The following is a 22,240-nucleotide window of genomic DNA, read 5'->3' as shown; positions in this document are numbered from 1 at the left end:
GTTGACCAGACGGGGTTGAATCGCCCGGTCAAATGTGCTTGCGGAGCACCTGCAGCAACGCGTCCGGCCGGCTGCCCGTCGGCAGCGGTTCCACGATCTCGACCGCGCACCCGACCGCCGCCGCGCCGCCGTCCGCCTCGGCGCTGTCGCCGATCATCAGCGCCTCGCTAGGGTGCACGCCCAGCCGGTCGCAGGCGATCCGGAACATCTTCGGGTCGGGCTTCACGAAGCCCTCCTGGTAGGACAGCACGTACTCGTCCACCCGGTTCTCGACGCCGTGACGTGCGAAGACCGCCCGGATGTCCCAGGCGATGTTGCTGACGACGGCGGTCGGCAGCTCCGTGCCAAGCGCTTGCGCGGTGTCCGGGTACGGCTGCCAGAACGGCGGGCTGCACAGGTCCGCGTAGAACTTCGCCGGGTCCTTCGCGCCCGCCTTCGCGAGCACGGCCAGGTGCATCTCGCGGTGCGCGTCGGGGTCGAGGTCGCGTCGTTCCCACTGCTCCGGGTCGACGTCCAACCCCTCCGCCACGCCCACCGGCGCGGTCAGCGCGCGCATCAGGGCGGCGTGGGCCGACAGCGTGTCGTGCTCCAAGCGGAACAGGGTGCCGGAGAAGTCGAAGAGCACGGCGCGGATCGTCACGGGACGCACGCTACGTGGTCCGGACATCGGAGGTCTCGAGGAGGCCGCGAACCGAGACCAGGCTCACCGCCCCATCACCCGGACGGCCCTAGGCGGCGTAGCCGGTGACCTTCGTCGGGGTCAGCCGCAGCACCACGCGCACCCTGCCGGGGGCGTCCTCCGGGAAGTCCCGGCCGTAGTACTTGTGGCTCAGCGCGTTGGCCAGTTCGCGCCCGCTGTCCTCGGCGATCGTCACCGTGCCGCGGATCTCCGCGTAGACCTCCGGGTCCTCGCTGCTCCACACGCTCACGCTGGCACGCGGGTCGCGGCGCAGGTTGCGCTCCTTGGCGCGGTCGCGCAGCGTCGAGAACAGCAGGTCGTCCCCGTCCCGGGTGACCCACACCACCGACGTCTGGGGGCTGCCGTCCGGGTTCACCGTGGCGAGCACGGAGTGATTCCTGCCGTCGACCAGGGCGCGCGTCGCGGGGCTGAGGGTGACCGCCATGTGGATCAGGCTAGTGGCAGGAGCAGGGCGGTCGCCACGGCGGCGATGCCCTCGCCGCGCCCCGTCAGGCCGAGGCCGTCGGTGGTCGTGCCGCTGACCGACACCGGGCCTCCGACCGCCTCCGACAGCACGCGCTGCGCCTCGTCACGCCGCGTGCCGATCTTGGGGGCGTTGCCGATGACCTGCACCGCCGCGTTGCCGACCCGGTAGCCCGCCTCCTCGACGAGGCGACGTGCCTCGGCCAGGAACTCCACGCCGTGCCGACCGGACCACTGCGGGTCGCTCGTGCCGAACACCGCGCCCAGGTCGCCGAGCCCGGCGGCGGACAGCAGCGCGTCGCACAGGGCGTGCGCGGCCACGTCGCCGTCCGAGTGGCCGGCGCAGCCGTCGACGCCGTCCCAGCGCAGGCCGGCCACCCAGCACTCCCGGCCACGTTCCACCTGGTGGACGTCCGTGCCGATGCCGACCCTCACCGCGCTCCCCCGGTGCCCGCCAGCAGCGCCTCGGCGACCGCCAGGTCGAACTTCGTCGTGATCTTCATCGCGTCCTGGTGGCCGGGGACCGTGACGACCGGCACACCGAGCCGTTCCACCAGGCCCGCGTCGTCCGTCGCGGCCAGGCCCGGGGCCGCCTCGTGAGCGCGCAGCAGCACGGCGGCGTCGAAGCCCTGGGGGGTTTGCACGACGCGCAACGCCGACCGGTCGGGTGTGGCGATGACCACGCCGCCGGCGTCGACCTCCTTCACGGTGTCCGCCACCGGCAGCACCGGGATGACCGCCGGGTGACCCGCGGCGACGGCGTCCACCACGGCCTTGACCACGGTGGGCGGGGTGAAGGCGCGGGCCGCGTCGTGCACCAGCACGATCGACGTGCCCGGGAACTCCCTCAGCGCGTGCTCCAGCGCCAGCCGCACCGAGTCCGACCGCTCGGCGCCACCGGGCACGACGTGCACCGCCCCGTCGGCCGGGGCCAACGGGGCGGTGACGGTGTTCACATTGTCCACATCGGACGCGGGCGCGGCGATCACCACGTGCCGCACGCAGCCGGAGTCCAGCAGGCCGCGCACCGCACGCACGAGCAGCGGAACGCCGTCGACCGGAACGAGCGCCTTGGGCATGCCGTAGCCCAACCGCTCACCCCGGCCCGCCGCGGGCACGAGCGCGACCACACCCATGTTCGCGGTTTCCGAGTGTCGAGTCGATCAGGACGCGGTAGCCAGGACCTCGTCGAGGAGGACCTCAGCCTTGTCCTCGTCGGTGCCCTCGGCCAGCGCCAGTTCGCTAACCAGTATCTGTCGAGCCTTCGCCAGCATCCGCTTCTCACCAGCGGACAGACCGCGATCCTTCTCGCGCCGCCAGAGGTCGCGCACCACTTCGGCCACCTTGTTCACGTCACCGGACGCGAGCTTCTCGAGGTTGGCCTTGTACCGCCGGGACCAGTTGGTCGGCTCCTCCGTGTGGGGAGCACGCAAGACCTCGAAGACCTTGTCAAGACCCTCCTGGCCGACGACGTCACGAACGCCCACGATCTCGGCGTTGTCGGCGGGGACGCGAACCGTGAGGTCGCCCTGGGCAACCTTGAGAACGAGGTACTTCTTCTCCTCGCCCTTGATCACACGGGTCTCGATTGCTTCGATGAGAGCGGCACCGTGGTGCGGGTAGACGACGGTCTCTCCGACCTTGAAAACCATGTGTCCTCTGCCCCTTTCGCTAACCCCATCCTAACACGCCGAGCAATCCCCTCATCGGCGTCCGGAGATCGGTTCGCGCTGGTCAGGGCACGCGCGGGGGGTTGACAAATCACCCGGTCGCATGCAACGCCCGTGGTCGATCTTGCTCCACAGTGGACGAGCGCCGCCCCGGACGCGGGCTTCCCGCGGTCCCGCCGCGCCCGGCCCGCACCCGACTTCGGGCAGGCCCCGGCGTGACTTCGGTCCGGTGTGGGGCACCACGTGCCGACGGCCCCACGTCACCCGGTTAGGCTCCACCACTGGTGGTTGGACCCGCTACTACCGGGTACGACCCGTCTGGTCAGCACACCGGGAAGGATCCGAGCAGCCGTGGGTCGCGCACTCAAGAAGTCCCCAGCGCCGCGCCGCCTGGCCGTCGTGGCCGCCCTGGCGACGGGCCTCGGCATGGCCGCCGCAGGTTGCAGCGCAGGTCAGGTCACGCAGACGGACACCCAGGTGGCCGCCGTCAACGGGGCCAGCGGCCAGGTGGGAGACGTCGCCGTCCGCGACGCGCAGTTCCTGTTCCCGGCCTCGCACGGCGCCTACGAGGCGGGCGAGGACGTCCCGATCACCGTCCTGATCGCCAACAACGGCTCCGGCCCGGACAAGCTGCTGGCCGTGACCAGCGAGGGTTCGGCGCCGGCCCAGATCACCGGCGACGTCGAGCTCGAGGCCGCCTCGTCGGTTCTGGCCGAAGCCGACCACGAGGAGGGCGGCAGCCACGGCACGACGACCGCCAAGCCGTCGGAGTCCGCCTCCGCCTCCGCCTCTGCTTCGCCGTCGCTGACCACCGCCCCGTCCGCCCCGGTCTCGACGACCGGCGCCGCGACGACCACGGGTTCGGCGCCGACGACGACCACCGGCTCGCCGACCGGCACCACCACGCCGGGCGGCGGCACGTCCATCTCGAACCCGCCCACGACGGGCACGAAGCTGCCGTCCTCGGTCGAGCCGACGGAGCCGGGCAAGGTCAAGATCGTGCTGAAGGGCCTGAAGAAGCCCCTGCGGCCGGGCGAGACGATCCGCGTGACGTTCCTGTTCGAGAAGGCCGGGGAGCTGACCCTGGAGCTGCCGATCGGCGCCACCTCGGAGCCGCGCAAGGACGCGCCCTCCGACCACTGAGCACCGACGACCGACCGCGCCCGCCACGGGCGCACCGCACCGCCGAACGCTGTCGCAGGGGTCCCCGGCAAGGGGACCCCTGCTCTTATTGTGCCGGTGACCACCGACAATTCGGGCTGGTCGGACGCTGTGGCGGTGTGAGCACGGTGGCCGTTGCATGCGGTTCGGCACCGGCGGTTGGGGCGGCCGTTGGGCGCGGTTCGTGCGTCTACGGGCTCGGCGGCCGTCGTGCGGTGGCGTGGGTACGGGGCGTGGGTACGGGGGTGGGGCTGGCCACCCGTGGGTGGTGCGGTGGTGATCGGTTCCCGGCGGTGTCGGGGGTGGCCGATAGCCTCCTGGCGTGGCGAAGACGGTGCGGGCGGCCAAGGCGATCTACCGGTGTGCCGAGTGCGGGCACGAGGTGGCGAAGTGGGTCGGGCGCTGCCCGGAGTGCCAGGCCTGGGGCACGGTGGAGGAGCGGGGCGCCTCCGCCGCTCCGCGGTTCCTCGCGGGCACGCCGAGCAGCGAGGCCCGGCCCATCGCGCAGGTCGACATCGAGTCCGCGCGGGCCGTGTCGACGGGTGTGCTGGAGCTGGACCGGGTGCTCGGGGGCGGGCTCGTGCCGGGCGCCGTGGTGCTGCTGGCGGGGGAGCCGGGGGTCGGCAAGTCGACGTTGCTGCTGGAGGTCGCGCACCAGTGGGCGCTGTCGGTGGGGCGCTGCCTCTACGTCACCGGTGAGGAGTCGGCGGGGCAGGTGCGGCTGCGCGCGGACCGGACCGGCAACCTGCACGACGAGATCTTCCTGGCCGCCGAGAGCGACATCTCCGCCGTCCTCGGCCAGGTGGACGTGGTCAAGCCGAGCATGCTGATCGTGGACTCGGTGCAGACCATGTCCTCGCCCGCCGTCGACGGGGCGCCCGGCGGCGTCAGCCAGGTCCGCGCCGTCACGTCCGGCCTCATCGCGGTCGCCAAGGAACGCGGCCTGCCCGTCGTCCTGGTCGGCCACGTCACCAAGGACGGCTCCGTCGCCGGACCGCGCGTGCTGGAGCACCTGGTGGACGTGGTGCTCCAGTTCGAGGGTGACCGGCACTCCACCCTGCGCCTCCTGCGCGGCGTGAAGAACCGGTTCGGCCCGGCCGACGAGGTCGGTTGCTTCGAGCTGCGCGACGACGGCATCGCGGGCGTGCCCGACCCGTCCGGCCTGTTCCTGCACCGCCGCGACCAAGCGGTGTCCGGCACGGCCGTCACGGTCGTCGTGGAGGGCAAGAGGCCCATGCTGGGCGAGGTGCAGGCCCTCGTCACCCCGACGGCCCTCCCGGCGCCCAGGCGGGCCGTCAGCGGCCTGGACTCGGCCCGCCTCGCGATGGTCCTCGCCGTGCTGGAGAAGCGCGGCAGGGTCGGGCTGGGCAACAAGGACGTCTTCACCGCCACCGTGGGCGGCATGCGGCTCGTCGAGCCCGCCGTGGACCTCGCGGTGGCGCTGGCGGTCGCCTCGGCGGCCACGGACCTGCCCCTGCCGCACGACCTCGTCGTCGTCGGCGAGGTCGGGCTGTCCGGCGAGCTGCGGCGCGTCAACGGGGTCGGCCGACGCCTCACCGAGGCCGCCCGGCTCGGCTTCACGAAGGCCCTCGTGCCGCCGGACGCCGGACCGCTGCCCCAGGGCACGCGCGCGCTCGTCGCGAACGACCTGTTCGAGGCCCTGCAACTGCTGAAGCTCACCAAGTAGGCCGACGCGCCGAACCGGCCCGGAACGGCGGAACGGCGCCCGGCCGAGGCCGGACGCCGTCCCACGGGCGCCAACGCCCTACTTGCTCGCCGCCAGCAGCTGGGCGCAGCGGATCAGACCCAGGTGGCTGTACGCCTGGGGGTGGTTGCCGAGGGAGCGCTCCGCGATCGGGTCGTACTCCTCGGGCAGCAGGCCCGTCGGGCCGGCCGCGTCGACCATCTGCGCGAACAGCTCCTCGGCCTCCGTGCGCCGCCCGGTGAGCAGGTAGGCCTCGATCATCCACGCCGCGCACAGGTGGAAGCCGCCCTCGTCGCCCGGCAGGCCGTCGTCACGCCGGTACCGGTACACGGTGGAGCCGGACCGCAGCTCCGCCTCGATCGCGGTCACCGTGGCCTGGAACCGCTCGTCGGTCGGGTCGATCAGGCCCGACAGCCCGACGTGCAGCGACGCGGCGTCGAGGTCGTCGCCGTCGTACGCGGTGGTGAAGGACTGCGCCTCGTCGCTCCAGCCGTGCTTGAGCACGTCGTTCGCGATCGTGTCGCGCAGCACCGGCCAGGACGGGTCCACCTCGCGCCCGTACGTCTCGGCCAACGTCACCGCGCGGTCGAGGGTCACCCAGCACATGACCTTCGAGTACACGTGGTGACGGGGAGCGTGGCGCTCCTCCCAGATACCGTGGTCGGGCTCGTGCCAGCGGCGAGCGACCGCCTCGGCCATCGCCTGCACCATCCGCCAGTCCTGGTCGGTCAGCGAACCGCGCGCGGCGGCCAGCTGCACCACCAGGTCCACGACGGGGCCGAACACGTCCAGCTGCACCTGCTGGTTCGCCAGGTTGCCCACGCGCACCGGCCGCGACCCGGCGTAACCGGGGAGCGTGTCGATGACGGCCTCGGCGCCCAGCATGGTGCCCTGCAGCGTGTACAGCGGGTGCAGGCGCTCCGGGCCGGGCAGGGTCGCCAGGACGCCGTGCACCCACCCGAGGAACGCCTCCGCCTCGCCGAGCGAGCCGACGGACACCAGGGCCTGGGCGGTCAGGGCCGCGTCGCGCAGCCAGCAGTACCGGTAGTCCCAGTTCCGGATGCCGCCCAGCTCCTCGGGCAGCGAGGTGGTGGCGGCGGCCATGATCGCGCCGGTGTCGTGGTGCACCAGGCCCTTCAGCGTCAACGCCGACCGCAGCACCAGGTCCGACTCGACCGGCGGCAGCTTCAGCGTCGCCGCCCAGTCCGACCAGTACGCCCCGGCCCGCGCGCGCCGCTCCGGCTCGCCCAGGGTGGCCTCGGACAGGTCGTCCGTGCCGCACCGCAGCTCCAGCAGGATCGGCGCGCCCTCGCGGGGGCGGACCACGGCGGTCGCCGTCTCCTGGATGCCGTCGGACGTGATCTGCCAGTCGACGCCCGGCGAGCGCAGCACCATCGGGTCCGAGGTGCCGACGACCCGCAGGCCGTCGCGCTCGCGCAGCAGCCGCACCGGCACCTGGCCGAACTCGGGACGCGGCGCGAACGTGATCACCGCGTTGGTCGAGCCGGAGATGCGCCGCACCAGGTCGGTGCGGTGCGAGGCCAGGTCGTGGTCCAGGTAGTCCGTGACCAGCAGCCGCGACCAGCGGGTCTCCACGATCATCGTGCCCGGCACGTACCGCTGGCCCAGGGGCAGCGAGCCGTGTTCCGGCTTGATCGAGAAGTGGCCCGCCGCCGGGCCGCCGAGCAGGTCGGCGAACACCGCCGCGGAGTCCGGCTCGGGGTGGCACAGCCAGTTGAGCCGGGCGTCCGGGGTGAGCAGCGCCACCGAGCGCTCGTTGGCGAGCATGGTGAGCCGCTCGATCGGCACGGCCTGGTCGCCGTGCAGCCACGCCCGGCGCTCCTCCAGCAGGAACGCCAGCACGGTGGCCACGTCCACGGTGTCGTCGACGTAGTACTGGGCCAGGGACTCGCCCTCGCCCACCTTGATGCCGACGTCCGGCCCGGTCAGCCGGGCGAACGCCTTCTCGTCGGTCACGTCGTCGCCGACGAAGACGGCCGCGGTCGCCGACGCCCGGTGCCGCAGGACGTCCAGGGCGTGGCCCTTGTCGGTCTGCACCACGGCGAGCTCGATCACCGCCTTGCCCTCGGTGACCTGCACGCCGTCCCAGGTGGCCGGGTCGGCGCGGACGGCTTCGAGCACCCGCTCGCCCACGGCGGGGTCGGCGCGGCGCACGTGCACCGCGATGCTCGCGGGTTTGACCTCCAGACCGACGCCCTCGTGGCCGTCGACGATCTCTTCAAGTCGGACTTCCAGACGGCGGTGCAGCGCTTTCGCGTCAGCGTCCAGCGCGTGCACGAAACCGACGTCGAACTCGGAACCGTGCGAACCAACCAGGTGCACCTCGGACGGCAGGCGCGACAGGGTCGCCAGGTCGCGCAGCGCGCGCCCGGAGATCACCGCCGTCGTCGTCTCGTGCAGACCGGCCAGGGAGCGCAAGGCGCCCACCGACTCGGGCAGCGGACGGGCGTCCTGCGGGTTGGCCACGATCGGAGCCAATGTCCCGTCGTAGTCGCAGGCGACCAACAGGCGCGGTGTGCGCGCCAGCTGCACGATCGCACGACGAAGTTCGGCGGGGAGGGCCTCGGCGGTCAACGCCCCTCCTCAATGCTCGGTGGGACAGGTCGGTAGGTTTCTGAACTGATTCAGATCGTGGACTGCGTGCCCAAGGCATCAAGAAACGATCGAGCCCATCGGTCGACGTCGTGCGTGAGGACTTGGCGGCGCAGCGCGCGCATCCTACGGCGACCCTCGGCCGGATCGAGCGTGAGGGCGGCCTCCAACGCGTTCTTGACGCCGTCGAGGTCGTGCGGGTTGACGAGGAATGCGCTCGTGAGTTCGGCCGCCGCGCCCGCGAACTCGGACAGCACCAGCGCGCCCCCGAGGTCGTACCGGGTGGCGACGTACTCCTTGCAGACCAGGTTCATCCCGTCACGCACCGGAGTCACCACCATGACGTCCGCGGCCGTCATGAACGCCGTCAGCTCGCGCCGGTTGACCGATTGGTGCAGGTAGTGGACCACGGGGTGGCCCACGGTCGAGAACTCGCCGTTGATCCGGCCGACCGCCTGCTCGATCTCGCCCCGCATCTGCCGGTAGTGCTCGACGCGCTCCCGGCTCGGCGTCGCGAGCTGCACCATGGTGACCTCGCTCGGGTCCACCCGGCCGTCCGCGAGCAGTTCGTGCAACGCGCGCAACCGCACGTCGATGCCCTTGGTGTAGTCGAGGCGGTCGACGCCGAGGAGGATCTTCTTCGGATTTCCGAGGTCCGCTCGAATTTGTTTGGCGTGCTTTTGCACTTCTTTGTCGCGGGCGAGCGCGTCGAGTCCCGCGGAGTCGATCGAAATCGGGAACGCGCCGACGCGGACCGTTCGATCACCGACCTGCACCACACCCGGCCGGGTGCGCACGCCGACCGCGCCCCGGCTCGGTTCCAGGCCGACCAACCGCCGGGCCAGCCACAGGAAGTTCTGCGCGCCGCCGGGGCGGTGGAAGCCGACCAGGTCGGCGCCCAGCAGGCCGCGGATGATCTCCGTGCGCCACGGCAGCTGCATGAACAGCTCCACCGGGGGGAACGGGATGTGCAGGAAGAAGCCGATCCGCAGGTCCGGGCGCAGCTCGCGCAGCATCGCCGGCACCAGCTGCAGCTGGTAGTCCTGCACCCACACGGTGGCGCCCTGCGCGGCCACCTTCGCCGTCACGTCCGCGAACCGCTGGTTGACCCGCACGTAGGCGTTCCACCAGGTCCGGTGGAACGCGGGCGGCGCGACGACGTCGTGGTACAGCGGCCACAGCGTGCCGTTGGAGAAGCCCTCGTAGTAGTCGGCCACCTCGGTGGCGCTCAACGTCACCGGGTGCAGTTGGAGCCCGTCCTCCTGGAACGCGTCCACCTCGGCGTCCGCGATGCCGGGCCACCCGACCCACGCGCCGCTGTGCGTGCGCAGGAACGGTTCCAGGGCGGTGACCAGGCCGCCGGGGCTGTGCTTCCAGCGTTGGGTGCCGTCGGGCAGGCGCTCGAGGTCAACCGGGAGGCGGTTGGCCACGACCAGGAAGTCCGCGCCGTTCTCGCCAATGCTGCTCACCGGGTAGCGCCTCCTAAGAGATTCGTCTCGCCCACGTCGAGGTTAGTGGGAACGTGCAGGCTGGATGCCCTGTCGTCACACCCGTCACACAGTGTTGACTTGACGAAAGTTCGTCAGGTGGGCGACCTCACGTGGAAAGTGTCTGGCCGGGGCCCCGCCGACGCGACCGGGCGGCCAGGCGGCCCAGGCCGGTGCGCACCGGGCGCCCCAGATGTTCACCCAGGACGACGCCGCCGGCGAGGGCCAGCGCCGTGCCGGCGGCCAGCACCAGGGTCGACAGCCCGGCCGCGTCGCCCTCGGCCGTGAGCTGGTAGAGGCCCCGGTAGGTGGTCCAGCCGGGCAGCAGCGGCACCATGCCGGCGATGGCGACGAGCAGCGGCGGCATCCTCAGCCGGCGGGACACGACCTTGCCGCCGAAGCCCACCAGGGTCGCCGCGACGGCGGCCGACGTGATCGCGTTCGTCCCGGTCGCCGCGAGCAGCCCGTAACCCGCCGTGCCGACCGCGCCCGCGGCGGCGGCCATCGGCAGCGCGCGCACCGGCGCGTAGCTGGCCAGGGCGAAGAACGCCGACGTCGCCGCGCCCGCCGCGAACTGCATCGGCACGTCGGAGATCAGCGGCGGCAGGGGGTCGGCGATGCTCGTGCGCACGCCGAGTTGCACGCCGGCGCGCAACGTCAGCGCGATGCCCGCGATGAGGCCCGCGGTGAGCAGGGCCACCTCCATCGCGCGGCCGGCCGCCGTGACGTTGTAGCCCGTGATGGCGTCCTGCACCGTGCCGACGAGCGACAGGCCGGACAGCAGCACCACGATCCCGGTCGCGATGAGCAACGACGGCCGCACGCTCGGCAGCAGGTCCGTCGCGAACATGGCCAGGGCCACGGCGGTGGCCAGCGCGCCGCCGACCACCTGCTGGAAGAAGAACGGCAGCTCGCGGCGGTTCAGCAGCCGGCCGACGCGGTCGATCAACGCGGTCACGACGGCCGCGGTGGCCGCCAGGAGCGGGCCGCCGCCGACCAGGAACGCCACCGCGGCCGCCATGCCCGCCCACGCGAGCGTCGCCACCCAGCGCGGGTACGGGTGGCCGGCGCGGGTGACGCGGTCGATCTCGGCGGACGCGTCGGCGGCGGAGATCCCGGCCGACGTGATCCGCCGGATCAGGTCCTCCACGGCCGCCAGCCGGGTGTAGTCGACGCTGCGGCCCTGGACGATCCGCATGATCGTGACCGGCGCGTGGTCCGTGCCGCGGTGGCACGAGATCGTGATCGACGTGTAGATGACGTCGACCTCGGTGTGCGGCAGCCCGTACGCGCGCGCCACCGCGAGGATCGTGGCGGTGACGTCCGCCACGCCCGCGCCGCCCGCCATCTGCGCCTCGCCCACGCGCAGCGCGAGGTCGAGGACGAGGTTCACCGTCGCGTCGTCCGGGAGGGACGGTCCCTCGACGGGTCGGGTCGTCTGGTCGGTGCTCCGGTACCGCCGGCGCCACAGCCGCACCCGGCGCCACCTCCTTCGGTCGCATGGCCGCCACGCCCGACCGTGTCACATTCGGGGCTGTGTCATGCGCCACCCCCGGTAGGGGTACCCGCCACGGGTGAGTTGATCACAGGGCGTTCAGTACTGTTGACGGCGCTGGCCAGCGGTTTTCCGGGTCGCCGGGGCCACCCGGACGGTATCGCGACCTCCGGATGGACCAACGCGGGTCAACGGTGAGCAGACCGTTCGCCGCAGGTAGCACCCCCTGCGGGCGCTTACGATGTTCCCGGCCTCCTGGCCGTGCCGGTGTAGCTCAATTGGCAGAGCACTCGCCTTGTAAGCGAAAGGTTGCGGGTTCAAGTCCCGCCACCGGCTCAAAGTGTTGATCATGATACGGCCCCGCCCCGCGGAACCGACCGGAAGCCCCGCCAACGCGGTGGCGGTCGCGGCCCGTCACGACCACGGGCCGCGACCGGACCCCGCTACCCGCGGTCCACGATCACCTCGTAGCCCACGCCGCCCAGGTCCTCGTCACCCGCGAACTGCACCACGTGCGTCAGGTACCCGCCCGCCGGCGCCTGCCCGTCGGGCGTGAACGTCAACTCCGTCGTGAACCGCTCGCCCGGCTCGACGGCCACCCCGCGCAGCACGGCCCGCCGCGGGTCCACCTGCACCAGCGTCCCGCCGACCGCCTTCACGCCCTCGCCGGCGCCGCCGCCCGCGCGCCACCGCTCGAACAGTCGCGGCCCGAGGTCGATCACGATCGTCCCGGGCAGCGGCTTCACGCCGGTCACCACGAGGTCGGTCCTGACCTGCCCGCCGGTCGCGTTGCCGACGGTGAACCACGACTTCACCGGCTCGGCCGGCTTCGCCCGCACCGTCTGCAGGTTGCGCCACGCGATGTTGTTGTTGTTCTTGGTGTTCAACGCGGTGTTCGGGCCCTCGGCGAACGTCATCGGGTCGGTCGCCGACACCCAGCGCGCCAGCAGGCAGAAGTGGCCCGGCCCCGGGACGTTCGCCCACGGGATCTTCACCACGGTCACCCCGGCGGGCACGCTCACGGCCTGCTGGCCGACGAACACCCAGTCGCCGTTGGTGGCGTTGTCCCACGTCGTCGAGCCGCCGGCGGGCGTCCGGTAGACCTTCAACGTCCCCAGACCCGTCCCGCTGCCGTACGGGCCGGGGTTGTGCAGCCGCACGTGGACGTAGTTCGTCGCGCCCACCACCGGCTGGATGCCCGCGCAGTCCGCGAGGCCGGGGCAGACCTTGATGTCGGGGCTCTGCCACACCGAGCCGTTCGGGTTCGGCTCGGCGCCGGTGTCCGTGGGCTGGTCGTGGAGGAAGACGTCGGTCTGCCGGCAGTCCGCGAGGAACTGCTGGATGGCCGTCGCGGTGCCCGTGCCGTTCGCCGACGCCTGCACGAACGCGCCGCCCGTCGTCGTGGCGTAGTTCTGCATGATCGGCGTGATCGTGCCGCTGAACGCGGCGGACGTCGGCACGTACACCGACGAGACCTTGATCCCGCGCGCCACGGCGTCGTTCGCGCGGGCGGACGCGTTCGCCACGTCCGCGGCGGCGTGGACGTCGTCGAAGCCGCCCGGCCTGGCGTCGGTCACCAGGACCACGAACTTCATCGCGTTCGAGCGCCACACGCCGTCGAAGTCGACGTTCTGCGGCCTGCCCGCGGCCGCCAGGTTGTTGATCACCGTGTTGAGGGCCTCGTCGGACGCCTCCGGCTCACCGCTGCCCGCACCGGCCGCCAGCGTGTTCGTGACGTGGTTCGTCACCGCCGCCGCGTTGCCCGGCGCGAGGTCGCTGTGGACGGACACGTTGTCCTTGAACGTCACCAGCCCCAGTTGGTAGTCGCCGCCCGACGCGGTGACGACGTCGTTGACGATGCTGTTGATGCCGGCCTTGAGGTTCGTGATCGCGCCGCCCATGCTGCCCGTGTCGTCCAGCACGAACGTGACGTCGAGCGGTCCGCACCGACTGGCCGCCGCCGGAGCGGGAGCCGCGGTGGCGGCCGGGGCGAACTGCACCGCCGAGGCGGTCAGGGCCGCGACGGCCAGCAGGACGCCGCGTCTGGATGAGTGCTGCATCAGTGGATCTCTTTCCACTAGTGCTGCCGGACCCACGCGGTCCGGGCGTCCGCACAGCGGTGTGCGGGCACACCAGGCGGATTCCGGGGACCGCGCCCGAGTACGGTCCGAGAAGACCAACTTCGCGCCCGTCCCGGTACGGCGAACGGCGCACCGCCGTGCCAAGGTGGGCGGGTGGCCTACCAACCCGACGCATCGCGGTACGACCGGATGACCTACCGGCGCTGCGGGCGCAGCGGACTGAAGCTGCCCGCCGTGTCGCTGGGCCTGTGGCACAACTTCGGCGACGACCGGCCGTACGAGGCCGGGCGCGCCATCGTCCGCCGGGCGTTCGACCTCGGCGTCACGCACTTCGACCTGGCCAACAACTACGGCCCGCCGTACGGCTCGGCGGAGGTCAACTTCGGGCGCGTGCTCGCCGCCGACCTGCGCCCGCACCGCGACGAGCTGGTGGTGTCGACCAAGGCGGGCTACGACATGTGGCCCGGCCCGTACGGCGAGTGGGGCTCCCGCAAGTACCTGACCGCGTCGCTGGACCAGTCGCTGTCCCGGCTCGGCCTCGACTACGTGGACATCTTCTACTCGCACCGGTTCGACCCGGACACGCCGCTGGAGGAGACGGTCGGCGCCCTGGTCAGCGCCGTCCAGCAGGGCAAGGCGCTGTACGTCGGCATCTCGTCGTACTCGGCGACCAAGACGCGCGAGGCGGCCGAGCTGCTGCGCACGGCGGGCGTGCCGCTGCTCATCCACCAGCCGTCGTACTCCATGCTCAACCGGTGGATCGAGACCGACCTGCTCGACGCCCTCGGTGAGCTGGGCGTCGGCTGCATCGCGTTCTCGCCGCTGGCGCAGGGCATGCTGACCGACAAGTACCTGCACGGCGTGCCGGAGGGCTCGCGGGCCACGCAGGGCAAGTCCCTGTCGCCGGACCTGCTGAGCGAGGCGAACCTGGCGCACGTGCGGGCGCTGAACGAGATCGCGGCGTCCCGGGGCCAGTCGTTGGCGCAGCTGGCGCTCACCTGGGCCCTGCGCGACGACCGCGTCACGTCCGTGCTCGTCGGGGCGAGCAGCGTGGGGCAGCTGGAGGACAACATCGCCGCCCTCGACGGCCCGCCGCTGACCGACGACGAGGTGGAGCGGATCGACGAGCACGCCGTCGAGTCGGGCATCGACCTGTGGGCGGAGTCGTCCAACGCGGGTTAGCGGTCGTGGCGGTGGCGCGGCAGGTTCACGGTGAAGACCGTCGAACCCGGCCTGCTCGCCAGCTCCACCGTGCCGCCGTGCGCGGCGACGAGGGAGTGCGCCACCGCCAACCCCAGGCCGCTCCCGCCGCGGCCTCTGGTGCGTGAGTCGTCCACGCGGTAGAAGCGGTCGAAGATGCGGGCCTGGTCGGGTGGCGGGATGCCGGGGCCGGTGTCGGCGACCGCCAGCACGACCGCGTCGGCGGACTCCGCCACGGACAGCGCCACGGCGGTGCCCGCGGGCGTGTGCACGGCGGCGTTGGTGAGCAGGTTGTCCACGACCTGGCGCAGGCGGAGCGGGTCGAACGCCAGGCGCACCGGGCGGTCCGGCACGGTCAGCGCCAGCGGGTGGGTGGGGCGGGCCGCGCGGAACGCGTCCGCTGCCTCCCGAGCCAGCGCGGCGACGTCGCCGTCGGTGAGGCGGAGCGGGGTCTCCAGCTCCGCCGAGTCGAGCCGGGCGAGCAGCAGCAGGTCGTCCAGCAGCACGCTCATCCGCGACGCCTCCGAGCGCAGCTTCTCCAGGTGCGCCTCCCGCTCCTCCGGCGCGTTGGCGGCCGCGTAGCGGAACAGGTCCGCGTAGCCCCGGATCGACGTCAACGGCGTGCGCAGCTCGTGCGACGCGTCCGCGATGAACCGGCGCAACCGCTGCTCGGCGGCCGTGCGGGCGGCCAGCGACGAGTCGATGTGCTCCAACATCGTGTTGAACGCGCTGCGCAGCTCCTCGACCTCCACGCCGCCGTCGCCGCCTTCCGCGCGCACCGGCAGCCGCGCCGAGTCGGTCAGGTCGTGGGACGTGATGTCGTGCGCGGTCCGGGCCATGTCGCTCAACGGTCGCAGCCCGCGCCGCAGCACGGCCCGCCCGATCACCACGAACGCGACCAGCGCCAGCAGGAACGTGGCGACCTCCACGACGACGAGCCGCCGCACGGTCCACGTGATGTCGTCCATCGGCGCCGCGCTCACCAGCACCACGCCGTCGGACACGGGGCAGCCGCGCAGCCGGTACGTGCCGTCGCCCCTGAGGTGGTCGGTCCGGTACACGGTCCGCGCCCCGGTGACCTCCAGCGCGACCTCGGCCATGTCCTCGGCGTCGGCGGGCAGGTCGTCGCGGTTCACCGGCCGGGCCACCCCGTCGCGCACCTCGTAGACGACGGAGTACCAGCCGTAGGCGGCGCCCTTGAGCGTGCCGTTCTTGGCGTAGTCCTTCTTCAGCGACGTCTGGGTGAGCTCCATCTGCGCGTCGAGCCGCTGCGACAGGTACCCGTGCATGCTCGTCGCCATCACCGTGCCGACGACCGCGAACACGGCCAGCGCGAGCGCGCCGAGGCCCAGCGCCAGACGGGTGCCGAGGCGGAGCCGGCGCTTCACCCCGCCGCCCGCCGCAGCGCGTAACCCACGCCGCGGACGGTGTGGATCAGCGGCTCGCCGCCGTCGTCCAGCTTGCGCCGCAGGTGCGACACGACCAGCTCGACCACGTTGGACCGGCCGCCGAAGTCGTACTCCCAGACGTGGTCGAGGATCTGGGCCTTCGTCAGCACGGCGGGCGAGCGGCGCATCAGGTAGCGCAGCAGCTCGTACTCGGTGGGCGTGAGCGTGACGAGCCGGCCGCCGCGCCGCACCTCGCGGGTGTCCTCGTCCAGCGCGAGGTCCGCCACCTTCAGCACGGACCGCTTCCACGCCGGGCCGGTGGACCGCCGCAGCACGGCCCGCAGCCGCGCCATCAGCTCCTCCACCGAGAACGGCTTGACCAGGTAGTCGTCACCGCCGCGGGTGAGGCCGGCGACCCGGTCGGCGGTGCCGTCGCGGGCGGTCAGGAACACCACCGGCACCATCGCGCCCGCCGACCGCAGCCGGTCGAGCACGGTGAAGCCGTCGAGGTCGGGCAGCATCAGGTCGAGCACGACGATGTCGGGGTGGAAGTCCGCGGCGGCGCGCAGCGCGGCCTCGCCGCTGCCCGCCGTCACCGCCTGCCAGCCCTCGTACCGGGCGACCGTCGCCACGAGGTCCGCGATGTGCGGCTCGTCGTCCACCACGAGCAGCCGGACCGCTGTGCCCTTGTCCACGCGCTCATGGTGCGGCACCGCCACCCGGCGGGCGAGGCCGTCCGGGGCCGGCGGCCGGATCAACAGGGAGTCGACAGGTCGGCGACAGGCAGCCGGGCCGTCCGCCGCGCCCGCGGGCTGGTGAACGCCGGTGGCGGCCCGTGCCACTCGCCCAGCGCGACGAGCGTGCGGTAACGCATGGCGCGCACCACTTCTCGGAACCGGGGGCCGGGCTCGTCGCGCAGCAGCGGGAGGGCCTCGTGCAGCCGTCCCAGGTTCGCCAGCACCGCGCCGCGGTGCGCCTCCAGCTCGGCCGCGTCGATCCACCACGCCCACGGCGGCGCCGAGGGGTCGTCGTCCAACGCCGCCCGCGACCGGTCGAGGGCGCGCAACGCGGGCGTCGCCAACCCCATCCGGGAGTACGCGCGCGCCCGCCGCAGCGCGAACATCGCCCGCACCCTCGGCGAGCCGGTGGTCGCCTCGCCCGCGTCCGCCAGGCGCAGCGCCTCGGCGAACCGCCCGACGTGGGCGCGTTGCATCGACATGGTCAACAGGGTCAACGCCGCCAGCTCGCGGTTCCCCGCCGCACGGGCCAGCGCCAGCGCAGCCGCGTTGTGCCGGTGCGCCTCCGCCTGCCGCTCCTCCTCGAAGAGAATCCAGCCCGTCACCTCGAACAGCTCCGCCAGCGCGTCCGCGGTGTCGGGCCGCACGGCCGGCGCGTGCCGGACCGCCAAGAGCGCGAGGTGACCAACGTCACTCCCGCTCTCGTCCAGGGCGATCAACAACCGCGTGACCGCCCGGATGCCCGCGGGCACTAGCCGAACCGGGACAGGCGCAGACCGGACACCCGCGCGCCGTCCCGGTGGGAGAGCACGGCGGCGGGCAGCCGGTGGGCCGTGCCCGCGAGCCACTCGACCCACGACTCGCCCCTGCGCGGCGACTCCTGGCCCGCCAACGCGTCCGCGAAGATCGCCGCCGCCATCGCCTCCGGCGGCTCCGCCTTGTTCTTCACGTGCCAGTAGATCGCGGGCGCCCGCACGTCCGGCTCGGCCGCGAGGCGGCGCAGCGTCAGGCCGACCTCGTCGAGCAGGTCCAGCGCCGCCCGCACGATCGCTTCCCGTCCCGGCGCCACGCGGCTGATCGTGCCCGACCACTTCACGTTGTTAAGGAGGTGGGCCGCCTGTGACGGGGCGCACGCGCCCTGCTACGGTCTTCGCACGGGTTTCCCGCTCCACGGAAGGTCGGCCGGGTTCCGCGCTCGGGGCGTGTCCCACCGCCGATCACGTGGAGAGCCGGCCTCGGTCGCACGCATTCGGGAACGTGCGTGCCGAGGCCGGCTTTCACCCGTCACGAGTACCGGGCGAAGTCGAACTCCTGCCCCGTCACCGAACGCCCCAGGTCGGAACCCAGTTCGGTGAGCAGGTCGACCAGTTCCAGCCCTGCCAGCCAATCCCGCGGCAACGCCGCCGTGCCGTGCAGCGCGCCCAGGATGTTCCCCGTCAACGCCGCCGTCGCGTCGCTGCCGCCCGAGTGGTTGGCCGCCGCGCGCAGCGCGTCCACGAACTGCGACCGCTTCGGGTACACCAGCACCGTGTGCACGGCGATCGCCAGCGCCTCCGGCCCTGTCCACCCGCTGCCCAGCCGGTCCACCCGCACCGAGTCGAAGCCCTGCGCCCGGTGCTCGTCGGCGAACACCACGGCCCGGTTCAGCGTGTTCGCCGTGTACGGGTCGTCCCGCAGCACCCGTCCGATGACCTGGTCCACGGCCTCCCGCATCGGCCGCCCGCGCACCGCCAGCAGGTGGATGAGCAGCGAGAACGCCCCGCCGGACACCCAGCCGCCCGTGCCGCCGTGGGTGAGCGCGGCGAACCGGCACCCCAGGTCGTAGGCGATCTCCGCGCTCGGCGCGAACCCGGCCGGCGCGGTCCGCGTGACGCCGTTGCAGCCGGACGACTCGTTCTGCGGCTCCTCCGGCGTCGGCGGCGTGTCGGCGGCCAGCGCGCGCAGGCACGTCAGGCCGGGCGACCGGCTGGAGTACAGCCGCTCGTCGCCGACCAGGCCCGTCGCGCCCGGCTCCGGCGCGGCCACCTGCTGCGTGACCAACCAGCGCCGGTAGCTCTGCCACACGACCTCGATCGGGTCCCACTCGCCGGTCGTCCGCCCGCGCACCCACGCCCGCAGGTACCCGTCCGCGGTGAACAGGGTGAGCTGCGTGTCGTCCGTGACCAGCGCCGGGCGCGGCGGGGCGAGCACGCCCTCCGGGCCGTGGTCCCGCTGGATGTCGGCCCAGCCCAGGTACTGGACGGGCGCGCCAAGCGCGTCGCCGAGCGCGCCGCCCAACAGGCAGGCGGCGCCACGGTCGACCACGTTCATCGGCTCGCGCGGCAATTGCCCTCCTGCACTCGCCCAGAACTCGGCCGGGACTCTCCGGGGTCAAAACCCTAGCCGTCGGCCGACCGCCCGGTGTTGGGAGCACGAGTAGTTGACCAAGCAACATCTACCCACAGGTATCTAACGACCCACCCGGCGCACCTGATCCAGTGACCGAGCCGTACGGCCGACGGCGCAAGCGCACGAGGCGGGGGAGGGGCATGGCTGACCGGAGCAAGAGCGGGCTGGAGTTCGGCGTCCTCGGACCGTTGCAGGTGCTCGCGGACGGCCGCCAGCTCGTCATCGGCCGCAAGGGGATGCGCGGACTGCTCGCGATGCTGGTGCTGGAGGCCAACCGGGTCGTCCCGATCGACGAGATCGTGGACAGCCTGTGGGCCGACGACCCGCCCGCGACGGCCAGGACCATCGTGCACGGCTACGTGTCGCGGCTGCGCCGGATGCTGGAGCAGGCCGACCCGGCCGGCTCGGCGCGGATACTCACCACACCGCCCGGCTACCAGCTGTCCGTCGACCCGTGGCGGCTCGACTTCCACCGGGCGCGGCAGCTCGTGGCCGGCGCCCGCGGCAAGCCCGCGCCGATCCGGGCGCAACTCCTGCGCGAGTCGCTCGGCCTCTGGCGCGGCCAAGTGCTGACCGACGTGCCCGGCGACCCCATCACCACCGACCTCGAAGAGCTCCGGCTCGCCGCGGTCGAGGAGCGCATCGAGGCCGAGCTGGAACTGGGCCGCCACCTGGAACTCGTGGGCGAGCTGCGACAGCTCGTCAACGAGCACCCGTTCCGGGAACGGCTCGTCGGCCACATGATGCGCGCCCTCTACCGGTCCGGTCAGCGCGCCGACGCCCTCGACGCCTACCAGCGCTTCCACCGCCGCGTCGTGGACGAACTGGGCATCGACCCCGGACCCGGCCTGCGCGTGCTGCACGAGCAGGTGTTGCGGGACGACCCGGCGCTCAGCTCGCCCGGCCACGCCGAAGTGGTCTCCGTGCCGCCGCGGCCCGGCGTGGTCGTGCCCGCCCAGCTCCCCGCCGCCGCCAGCGGGTTCATCGGCCGCGACGAGGAACTGGCGTGGCTGGACCGGCTGTGCGACGCCCGCGACCTCACCGCCACCACGATCGCCGTCGTCAACGGCGCGCCGGGGATCGGCAAGAGCGAACTCGCCGTCACCTGGGGGCACCGCCGCGCCGAGCAGTTCCCCGACGGCCTCCTGTTCGCCTCCTTCAACGGCTTCGCGCCCGACCGCGACCCCGTCGAGCCCGCCGAGGTGCTGGCCCGGTTCCTGCACGCGCTCGGCGTGCCCGCGGACGGCGTGCCGCGCGACCTCGACGACCGCGTCGGCCTCTACCGGTCGATCGTCGCCAAGCGCCGCGTCCTCGTCGTGCTGGACGACGCCTGGGACCCCGAGCACGTCCGGCTCCTCCTCCCGCCCGGCGCGGGCTCCGTCGTGCTCGTCACCTCGCGGCGCAGGCTCGAAGCGCTCGTCGTCAGCAACGGCGCCCGGATGCTCACCCTCGACACGCTGTCCGAAGAGGAATCCGTCCGCCTGGTGGACGAGGTCGTCGGCAAACCGCTCTCCGAGCAGGAACCCGCCGCCGTGCGCAAGCTCGCCGAACTCTGCGGCAACCTCCCGCTCGCCCTGCGCATCGCCGCGGCCAAGCTCGTGTTCAGTCCGGAGTGGACAGTGGCGGACCTGGTCGGTCGGCTCTCCGACGACGACTCGCGGCTGCGCACCCTCGACCTCGCCGACACCGGCGTCGGCCGCGCGCTCGCCGTCTCCTACCGCAACCTGCCGCCCGAACTGGCCGACACGTTCCGCGCCGCGGGCCTCGTCCCCGGCCGCTGGGTGAGCCCGCACGCCATCGCCGCCGTCTGCGACATCGACCTCACCACCGCCGCCGCGCGGCTCGCCGACCTCGCCGACGCGCACCTGCTCGTGGAGCAGTGGCGCGGCGGCTTCGTCCTCCACGACCTCGTCCGCCTCTACGCGCGGGAACTGCTGGACGACCAGGACCGCGACGGCGCGCTGTGCCGCCTGATGGACCACTACCTCGCCGCCTGCGACCACGCCCGCCGGCTCATCCGCCCCGTCCACGACGGCCTCTCCTTCACCGGCGACAAGACCACGCCCAAACCCGCCACGTCCGCGCAGGCGCTGTCCTGGTTCGACAAGGAGTGGCCCAACCTCACCGCGCTCGTCCACGCGGGAGCGGACGCCGGCCTCCACCGCCAGGTCTGGCAACTCGTCCGGCTGGTCCACACCTACTGCGTGACCCGACTCGTCAGCCGGGAGTGGCGCGGCATAGCCGAATTCGGCCTCACCGCCGCCCGCGCCACCCACGACCGGCGCGGCGAGGTCCTGATCCTCCACGCCATGCACGACATCAACAACCGGGCCGGCGCGCTGCGCGGCACCCTCGAACACGCCCAGCTCGCCCACCGCATCGCCGCCGAACTCGGCGAACCCCGCTACCTCGTCATGACCCTCGACCAACTCGCCCTCGCGCTCGTCGCCGAAGGGCGCGTCGAAGAAGCCCTGAACCACCAGCGCGAAGCCGTCGAACTCGCCCGACGCGACGGCGACGCACTCGGCGAAGCCACCGTCCTCAACAACCTCGCCCAGGTCGAACAACGGCTCGGCCACCGCGAAACGGCCGCACAACACCAGTTCCTGGCGATGGAGATATACCACCGCAACGGCGACGAACGCGCCTACGCCGTCGCCGTGAACAACCTCGCCGAACTCTACGCCGAACTCGGACTGCTCCCCGAAGCCGAAGAACACGCCCGCCAAGGCGTCGAACTCGCCCGAGGCGGCTCCATGCAGTTCGAAGAGGCCTTCGGCAGGCAAGTCCTCGGCTCCGTCCTCGCCAGACGCGGAGAACGCGTTGCCGCACAAGCGGAGCTGGCGGAATCGCTACGGCTGTTCGAACGCCTCGGCTCCCCGCGGGCCATGTTGGTCCGAACGGCCCTTGAAGCCTTGACCTCAGAGGTTTAGCCGGTGTTTAGCACTCCCGCGCCAAGACGTGGGAACTTGGAACCGCGCCGAACACGCCACTGGCGTACGGCGCTGGGTGGCTTCTTGGTAGGGGGAAACCAGGGGGGAAAGCCACCCAACCGGCTGGCCGGCGTTCGGGGGAGAGCGCCGGCCAGCTGTGTTTGATTGCGCCGCCTTCGGCGTCGCGGCTCGGTCGCCATTGAGTCGGTCGTTCGCGCCT

Annotated in this window: 18 protein-coding genes and 1 tRNA gene; 5 read left to right on the top strand and 14 right to left on the bottom strand. The window is 72.6% G+C overall.

The window, feature by feature from the left end; genetic code table 11:
* Positions 1-28: 28 nt before the first annotated feature.
* From ACFQ3T_RS15690 to ACFQ3T_RS15670, 5 genes are all read right to left on the bottom strand, one after another.
* Positions 29-640, bottom strand: a complete 612-nt coding sequence (locus tag ACFQ3T_RS15690; protein ID WP_380723996.1) for an HAD family hydrolase — start codon at positions 638-640, stop codon at positions 29-31.
* 88 nt (positions 641-728) lie between these two features.
* Positions 729-1,124 (bottom strand): PPOX class F420-dependent oxidoreductase, encoded by a 396-nt coding sequence (locus ACFQ3T_RS15685; RefSeq protein WP_380723995.1) that lies wholly within the window; start codon positions 1,122-1,124, stop codon positions 729-731.
* Positions 1,125-1,129: 5 nt separating this feature from the next.
* The gene (gene ispF, locus ACFQ3T_RS15680; protein ID WP_380723994.1) at positions 1,130-1,597 is read right to left on the bottom strand and encodes a 2-C-methyl-D-erythritol 2,4-cyclodiphosphate synthase; all 468 of its coding nucleotides are present in this window, start codon (positions 1,595-1,597) and stop codon (positions 1,130-1,132) included.
* Entirely contained in the window at positions 1,594-2,298 is a 705-nt protein-coding gene (gene ispD / locus ACFQ3T_RS15675; protein WP_380723993.1) for a 2-C-methyl-D-erythritol 4-phosphate cytidylyltransferase, read from the bottom strand. Before ispD ends, ispF begins: the two co-directional genes overlap by 4 nt.
* Positions 2,299-2,325: 27 nt before the next feature.
* A complete protein-coding gene (locus ACFQ3T_RS15670; RefSeq protein ID WP_012782996.1) occupies positions 2,326-2,814 on the bottom strand; it encodes a CarD family transcriptional regulator in 489 nt (162 codons plus the stop codon).
* 369 nt (positions 2,815-3,183) lie between these two features.
* Between ACFQ3T_RS15670 and ACFQ3T_RS15665 the strand changes: the two genes are divergently transcribed.
* Positions 3,184-3,975: a copper chaperone PCu(A)C gene (locus ACFQ3T_RS15665; protein WP_380723992.1), complete on the top strand. Its 792-nt coding sequence runs from the start codon at positions 3,184-3,186 to the stop codon at positions 3,973-3,975.
* Positions 3,976-4,315: 340 nt separating this feature from the next.
* Entirely contained in the window at positions 4,316-5,680 is a 1,365-nt protein-coding gene (gene radA, locus ACFQ3T_RS15660) for a DNA repair protein RadA (protein ID WP_380723991.1), read from the top strand.
* Positions 5,681-5,758: 78 nt separating this feature from the next.
* Here the strand turns inward: radA and otsB are convergent, their stop codons facing one another.
* From otsB to ACFQ3T_RS15645, 3 genes are all read right to left on the bottom strand, one after another.
* Positions 5,759-8,293, bottom strand: a complete 2,535-nt coding sequence (gene otsB / locus ACFQ3T_RS15655) for a trehalose-phosphatase (protein ID WP_380723990.1) — start codon at positions 8,291-8,293, stop codon at positions 5,759-5,761.
* Positions 8,294-8,343: 50 nt separating this feature from the next.
* Positions 8,344-9,780 carry an alpha,alpha-trehalose-phosphate synthase (UDP-forming) gene (locus tag ACFQ3T_RS15650; RefSeq protein ID WP_380723989.1) on the bottom strand — a complete coding sequence of 479 codons (1,437 nt, stop codon included), beginning with the start codon at positions 9,778-9,780 and terminating at the stop codon, positions 8,344-8,346.
* A gap of 127 nt (positions 9,781-9,907) precedes the next feature.
* Positions 9,908-11,275, bottom strand: a complete 1,368-nt coding sequence (locus ACFQ3T_RS15645; RefSeq protein WP_380723988.1) for a threonine/serine exporter family protein — start codon at positions 11,273-11,275, stop codon at positions 9,908-9,910.
* A gap of 281 nt (positions 11,276-11,556) precedes the next feature.
* Here ACFQ3T_RS15645 and ACFQ3T_RS15640 point away from each other — a divergent pair.
* A tRNA-Thr gene (locus ACFQ3T_RS15640) sits at positions 11,557-11,629 on the top strand.
* 107 nt (positions 11,630-11,736) lie between these two features.
* Here ACFQ3T_RS15640 and ACFQ3T_RS15635 read toward each other — a convergent pair.
* Entirely contained in the window at positions 11,737-13,353 is a 1,617-nt protein-coding gene (locus ACFQ3T_RS15635) for a vWA domain-containing protein (RefSeq protein ID WP_380723987.1), read from the bottom strand.
* Positions 13,354-13,527: 174 nt separating this feature from the next.
* Between ACFQ3T_RS15635 and mgrA the strand changes: the two genes are divergently transcribed.
* Complete coding sequence (gene mgrA / locus ACFQ3T_RS15630) at positions 13,528-14,556, top strand: L-glyceraldehyde 3-phosphate reductase (protein ID WP_380723986.1); 1,029 nt, start codon at positions 13,528-13,530, stop codon at positions 14,554-14,556.
* Here the strand turns inward: mgrA and ACFQ3T_RS15625 are convergent.
* The 5 genes from ACFQ3T_RS15625 to ACFQ3T_RS15605 form a co-directional block, all read right to left on the bottom strand.
* Positions 14,553-15,962 carry a sensor histidine kinase gene (locus tag ACFQ3T_RS15625; protein WP_380723985.1) on the bottom strand — a complete coding sequence of 470 codons (1,410 nt, stop codon included), beginning with the start codon at positions 15,960-15,962 and terminating at the stop codon, positions 14,553-14,555. The genes mgrA and ACFQ3T_RS15625 overlap by 4 nt on opposite strands.
* Positions 15,959-16,657 carry a response regulator transcription factor gene (locus ACFQ3T_RS15620; RefSeq protein ID WP_380723984.1) on the bottom strand — a complete coding sequence of 233 codons (699 nt, stop codon included), beginning with the start codon at positions 16,655-16,657 and terminating at the stop codon, positions 15,959-15,961. The genes ACFQ3T_RS15625 and ACFQ3T_RS15620 overlap by 4 nt, the downstream gene beginning before the upstream one ends.
* A 59-nt stretch (positions 16,658-16,716) precedes the next feature.
* A complete protein-coding gene (locus tag ACFQ3T_RS15615; protein WP_380723983.1) occupies positions 16,717-17,451 on the bottom strand; it encodes a hypothetical protein in 735 nt (244 codons plus the stop codon).
* Positions 17,451-17,768, bottom strand: a complete 318-nt coding sequence (locus ACFQ3T_RS15610) for a TetR family transcriptional regulator (protein WP_380723982.1) — start codon at positions 17,766-17,768, stop codon at positions 17,451-17,453. Before ACFQ3T_RS15610 ends, ACFQ3T_RS15615 begins: the two co-directional genes overlap by 1 nt.
* Before the next feature lie 215 nt (positions 17,769-17,983).
* A complete protein-coding gene (locus ACFQ3T_RS15605) occupies positions 17,984-19,024 on the bottom strand; it encodes an ADP-ribosylglycohydrolase family protein (RefSeq protein WP_380723981.1) in 1,041 nt (346 codons plus the stop codon).
* 203 nt (positions 19,025-19,227) lie between these two features.
* Between ACFQ3T_RS15605 and ACFQ3T_RS15600 the strand changes: the two genes are divergently transcribed.
* Entirely contained in the window at positions 19,228-22,020 is a 2,793-nt protein-coding gene (locus tag ACFQ3T_RS15600) for an AfsR/SARP family transcriptional regulator (protein WP_380723980.1), read from the top strand.
* Positions 22,021-22,240 lie beyond the last annotated feature (220 nt).

Source organism: Saccharothrix hoggarensis (genome assembly GCF_042678885.1).
Classification (GTDB): domain Bacteria; phylum Actinomycetota; class Actinomycetes; order Mycobacteriales; family Pseudonocardiaceae; genus Actinosynnema; species Actinosynnema hoggarensis.
The sequence above is the reverse complement of the archived record's forward strand: the minus strand, read 5'-3'. Positions and strand labels throughout refer to the sequence as shown.

Bases quoted from the DNA above. Each gene is read 5' to 3' on its own strand.
- ACFQ3T_RS15635 (WP_380723987.1), bottom strand. From the start codon at position 13,353: ATGCAGCACTCATCCAGACGCGGCGTCCTGCTGGCCGTCGCGGCCCTG.
- ACFQ3T_RS15685 (WP_380723995.1), bottom strand. From the start codon at position 1,124: ATGGCGGTCACCCTCAGCCCCGCGACGCGCGCCCTGGTCGACGGCAGG.
- ACFQ3T_RS15670 (WP_012782996.1), bottom strand. From the start codon at position 2,814: ATGGTTTTCAAGGTCGGAGAGACCGTCGTCTACCCGCACCACGGTGCC.
- ispD (WP_380723993.1), bottom strand. From the start codon at position 2,298: ATGGGTGTGGTCGCGCTCGTGCCCGCGGCGGGCCGGGGTGAGCGGTTG.
- ACFQ3T_RS15600 (WP_380723980.1), top strand. From the start codon at position 19,228: ATGGCTGACCGGAGCAAGAGCGGGCTGGAGTTCGGCGTCCTCGGACCG.